The 5234-nt window shown below is 41.0% G+C and carries 3 protein-coding genes and 1 pseudogene; 2 read left to right on the top strand and 2 right to left on the bottom strand.

From position 1 onward, the window contains the following. Positions 1 to 9: 9 nt before the first annotated feature. Complete coding sequence (locus D5R40_RS30110) at positions 10 to 327, bottom strand: adenylyl-sulfate kinase (RefSeq protein ID WP_161565110.1); 318 nt, start codon at positions 325 to 327, stop codon at positions 10 to 12. On the opposite strand from D5R40_RS30110, the gene D5R40_RS36450 reads away from it, so the two are divergent. Then, entirely contained in the window at positions 316 to 561 is a 246-nt protein-coding gene (locus D5R40_RS36450) for a hypothetical protein (RefSeq protein WP_124155663.1), read from the top strand. The two genes, D5R40_RS30110 and D5R40_RS36450, sit on opposite strands and share 12 nt — an antisense overlap. A gap of 1732 nt (positions 562 to 2293) precedes the next feature. Here D5R40_RS36450 and D5R40_RS43030 read toward each other — a convergent pair. Further along, positions 2294 to 2392: pseudogene (locus D5R40_RS43030) on the bottom strand (hypothetical protein); the annotation flags it as partial. A 1697-nt stretch (positions 2393 to 4089) separates the two neighbouring features. Between D5R40_RS43030 and D5R40_RS36445 the strand changes: the two are divergent. Beyond that, on the top strand, positions 4090 to 4239 hold the full coding sequence (locus D5R40_RS36445; protein WP_161565109.1) for a hypothetical protein: 150 nt from the start codon (positions 4090 to 4092) through the stop codon (positions 4237 to 4239). Positions 4240 to 5234 lie beyond the last annotated feature (995 nt).

Here is a 5234-nt window from a genome sequence, read left to right as displayed (position 1 = left end):
TGAATAAGATTATAATTGAATTTCCGGTAAAGTTTTCTGGTAGAGGAGTTCAACTCCTTCGGCCAGGCTCAACTCGTCGGTCTTAATTTCCAGAAATGGTTCTAATGGCATTTCATAAGGAGAATCAATCCCTGTGAAACCCTTTATTTGCCCACTTCGAGCTTTTTGGTATAACCCTTTAACATCACGTCTTTCACATTCCTCTAGTGGTGCATTAACAAAAATCTCTAGGAAGTCTCCTCCCCAATTATCTCTGCTGCCCATGTTTCTGATAGCTCGTTGGGACTGATGAAGGAGGCCAAATAATAAGCCACTATGTGCGTACAAGCGGGCTACCTCAGCGATCCTTCAATATTTTCTGTCCGATTCAACGCTAAATCCAAGATTTTTATGATGCCTGAACCAATTTATCTCCATCCAATACCTGCGGGAAATAACCATCTCAAACAAGCGACGTTCCAGGTGTTTGGCAATGGTCTCTTGCCTGAAGGACAAGCCAAGTTAGCCAGAGGACTTTACCTTTCTGTCCAAGTCGTTCTTCTCGCTGCTCTTACTCAGTAATCGATCGAAAATGGATTATGTTAGTACTTTCTGCCAAAATAAACTCGTATTTATGCGCTTAAAAACATACGTCTCGATTAAAGTTGTCTTCGTGTCTTTTTTGTCTGGAATAAATTCCGGATTTCCTTCCGGAATCTCTGCAAGCCGTCGTGTAAATAGTAAATCAAAAGTTTTAGGCATATTCTAGTCCAGCGACAATACTGGACTTTTGGAGTACATCTTCGCAGCCTGATTCTTAAAGACCAAGAAGGCCAAGGTGAACGTAGTAGTTGTAGCGATCAATCCATGTAAATAGCCTTCAAGACATTTCCCTTTGATCTTCATAGCTCCCGTCTTTGGTTTGTTTGTGGAAAAATGGGCTGTTCGAAGTGTCCGAGAAAATATCTGGTTATGGCACAGCTTTGATTAGCGCGGCAAAGTTAGGCTTTTATTGAAAAAAAGGAAACACCATAACAAAAATTTCGAAAAACACATAGTACATTTGTCCATACTTACCCCAGCAAGAGCAACATTTACTTACGCCCCAAACGTATTACCCAATTATTCCCAAAGGCGACTTAAGTCTGACCCATGAAAAGCTTTACACCTGTTCTTCTTTGCTGGGTTCCAATCGCGAAGGCTCAATCTTACGATTTTGGCCTCTTCGTGGTACTCTTTCTATGAGGCGATGGTGCCCAAGCGCTTATAAGGATTATTTCAAGACCTTTGAACCGGCCATCGGGTTTCGTTAGAACTTGGCCAGAATATCAGTTCTCCTTCCGTTTCGTTTTAACTATTTGTACGGTAACTGGCAGTGATAGCCTCCGAGTAAGTAGCAGAAAATCGAGGCATTACTTTCGCACAAAATTTACGAATTCTACGGTGTGCTGGAATGTTAACTTTGCGTACTGGAAACCAGGAGAAGGGTTTTATTCGGTTACGCCCTATTTTTTAGGGGATGAACGTGTTTCGGTTAATCCACAAGCCCCATTGAAGGTCAATGGATAAACCTGCAACCCTTAGGCACCGAAGGACAGGGCTTCCAGTTTTGATAAGCCATATTCGTTGACCAAGTAGGAACCCATAGAGGAGGGATACGGCTCCAAAATGAGTAAACGGCTTACCATGAGTTTGAACTAAGTGCTCGAAAGCTGTTTACGACTACTTAGATGATGTTAGCGGCATCAATTTTCTCTACAATGACATAAGGAGTTGGAATGGAGCTTGCGGCAAAATTGAGTTTGCCAGGCTTTGAAGAAGGTGTAGAGATGCATTCAATGTACGGCGACGGGGAAATCCAGCAAAGATTGGTACTATATGGCCGGAGTGACAATCGGCATATCGCTTCATAACTCCTTCTATACTATCAAGGCAACCAAGTGTCGCGTGTCCACGCTTTTAAGCATAAATTATAAAACCCATCTGCTAACCTAACAGATGGGTTTTGTACTATACTTCTAGCTATCTAGCAAGAAGCAAAGCTTACCTTACTTGGACTTCGGCGTTAAGCCATGACTGTCACAGTATTTTTGATGGCGAGCCTCGGCGAGCCAAAAGGTGCCAGCGGGTCCAATTCGGTAGTCACATCAAATCCTTACCCTTCAATTCTGAATCAATCCTTCGGCAACACTCTTGATCTTCACTCTATAGAAAATAGCAGAACGATATGCCGCCCTGCTCTTCGATCTACCTGGATCATGCATTTTCAAATCTTGGCAAGAGTCTCGAACTCGTTTTATGGCGTCAAAGTACTTCAACACTTCTCATGCCCAGTCTCTTTTCCGCAGCCTTCCTTATAGGTTGGAGAATCGGTATGTCCTCCGGTAATCCAAACCCGAGTTGCCACCACCCCATCCTGTTGCCTAGGAAATACTCTTTATCCAAAACATCCCGCCGCAAAACTGCCTTTTCAAACTTCTTTTCTGGTGGCTTGATCTGCTCCCACTTATCTCTACTAATAACTCATAGAGATAGAATTTACGCAATGACTATTTTTTCGTCATTTGTTCGCCGATAATACATGCCCAGGTGCCATCACAATTGGCACAAACGATCTCTGTTCGCGCCATCAGCATCTAGGTACGCTGACGGCCCCAGGTAATTCATCATCAAAGCTTGGCCATCGCAACCGGAATCGAAAACTTATCTTTGGCATCATAAAGTGGTGTCTCACATTGACGCAATGTATACGCCATCAATCTTATGATTCCAGTATTCGCCAGTAAGGCTCGTTCGTACCTTTGTTGAGAATACTCTTGTCTCTTCGGCTTTTAAAGGATTTTTTATCCAAATAAACTCTCCTTTTCCCTAAAAAGGGGTTATTTGAAAATGAAATTATCTCCTAATATAAACAGAAGGGCAGGAACAAAGTTGTCAGATCGCATCCTGTTCTTAATCGGTTTGATCGAAATGATCAATTCAACAAAAAGACTGATTTTTTTTTCGAATCGAAAGGAAAATTTGCCTACTGGGCCAAAAAAAACAACTGCCCAACCGGGCAGTTGCCACTTTTACACTCACTAGTTTATGAACTTAAGCCAACGTATTGCCAAATTGATGAATATATCTTACGTGTTTTCACCACTTTGTTACCAAGTGAAGATTTTTTTATCTTCCGTTGGTTCGTTTATTTAAGACGCTCAAAGAAGTCAAATGTGTGTATGGGGTATTGTTAAAGAAAACTAATTTTAAAAAAAAAATCTTCAGTTGCTTTGTGGAATTTAAGCAAAAAAAAGGTAAAAGTCCAGTATTTACAAGCTTTCGCTTCTGGCTTACAAAATTGATAAGTCGAAAATTTTTCTGATTTTTTTCCAACCCTACCCTTTTCTTAGCGTCTCTATCATAAAATACTGCGCGTGACACTTTTATTACTGCAAGGAGGAAAAGTAGTGCAGCCTGCTAAGAAAGATAGGCAAGCACAAAAGCAAACTGTATGAGCAGTACGTTAGAGCCATGTATCACTTGCGATTAGAATGGTACCGATGCTAGCACGGCCGAAGACATCGTGCAGGAGAGCTTCATCAAGGTATTTCAGTACTTGCGCATTACAAGGGTGATGAACCTTGGTCTTGATAAACAATTACCATTAATACCTGTTTAGTCACTTAAAAAGAATGATCGATTGGTATTCAAGGAGAATCTTGAGCAATCCGGTAGAAGATGCCCCAATTCGTCTTCTCAAAAGTCAATAACCCAAATACATGCAGCCATTAAAGAATTGCCCAATGGTAGTCGTACGGTATGACGCTGCACCTGTAGAAAGGTATCAAATAAAAAGAAATTGCAAATATTAGCATTACTGTATCAACTTCGAAAACGCAGTATCGAAGAGGCCGACTACTACTACAAAAAACTATTGAAAGAAAATATAGACTGTAAACCACCCCAATTACCAAACGCAAATTAGAACAAATGGATCCATTAGAAGATTGGCATCCTGGAAATAGAAAACCTTGATCGAATAGAGGCCGATCCAGGAGGAAGCCCTGTGGCATTAAATTTCTAACACAAAACATAACACCATCCGTTGCAAATCTCTATTGACCGAAATTGGCTGATGTTGCGGCAGGATGCCCTAGCCATTGGAGTTGGTCTGTTTTGGATCGCTTCGACCGGCGTACCACAGCTTGCCAGTTCTCGCCAGAGCTAGCCGAGGAGCAAGCCAGATATATAGCTCTTGTGAAAGGCGAAGGAAGATGAATTAGGAATTGTGAGTTAGATCGAGAAATCTTTCAGGAGATTCAAGAATTGAAACGTGGGAAAGATTTACAGATATTTAAACTTATCAAGCAAAGAAGAGGTTGTCCATACCTTGTCGAAATATTACGAGCGAAAGATCGGATTTTAGAACGTTTGTCCGAGAAATGGAAAAGTATTATCAACAAGAAAAAAGGAAAAATGAAAACGCATTTAATATACTCATTCTTTGCTTTTTGGCACTTGCTCGTCTTTTGTCAAGATTCAAAACAAGACCATTAGCAAGTCATTTGCAGGCAAAACAGGTTAGTGTCCACATCGTTACGGACCACTCAGTTGTCAGAAGTAGTGATAGTCAAGTAAAATTGACTGCGGTTTTCCGTCGAACTAAGGACCCAGTACATGAGCTATTGGAAAAGCAATTGATCTAGAAGTTGTAGAATCTAAGCATATCCCTCGACATACAAAACCAATTTTTGAATCGAGAATTCGAACAGCCTAATGGAAAATTAGTCTAAGTTTAAAAGATGGTTCCCGCTCTGAAGCAGGTCAAAGAGTAGAGATACTTTTTACTCGAGGTACCAGAGCTAGAAGAATTGACTTTGGCTAATAAGTATACGAATCATCATTCGAGAGGATCTCAATGCGATCTCAACATTAACCTTTACGATGGCGTTTGCAAACCGCTGATATCAGTGGCAAACTTAAGATTGATACTAAGTACAGTAAAGGATCGATCGGCAACTTGCTACTCGAGACTCAATTTTTACGATAGTGATTTCAACCTCGGCGATGGCGCAATATAAGACTTACGACAAATACTCCAAGCTGCATTCAATAATGTAGGTTCTTTCAATATCCAGAGCTATGATGACAAAATCACCTGGAACACAGTGAAGGGGGATCTTTCCATCCTTGACAAATACTCAGATTTTGTTGGCGGTAGTTTCGCAAATGGTAAATTCGATCAGCATGACAGCAAAGTAACGTTGAAGGAT

This window comes from Okeania hirsuta, from assembly GCF_003838195.1.
GTDB classification, from domain to species: domain Bacteria; phylum Cyanobacteriota; class Cyanobacteriia; order Cyanobacteriales; family Microcoleaceae; genus Okeania; species Okeania hirsuta.
Note: the sequence above shows the minus strand (reverse complement) of the source record. Positions and strands in the feature narration are given on the sequence as shown.

Coding starts and splice junctions, on each gene's coding strand:
- D5R40_RS36450 (WP_124155663.1), top strand. CDS start 316: ATGTGCGTACAAGCGGGCTACCTCAGCGATCCTTCAATATTTTCTGTC.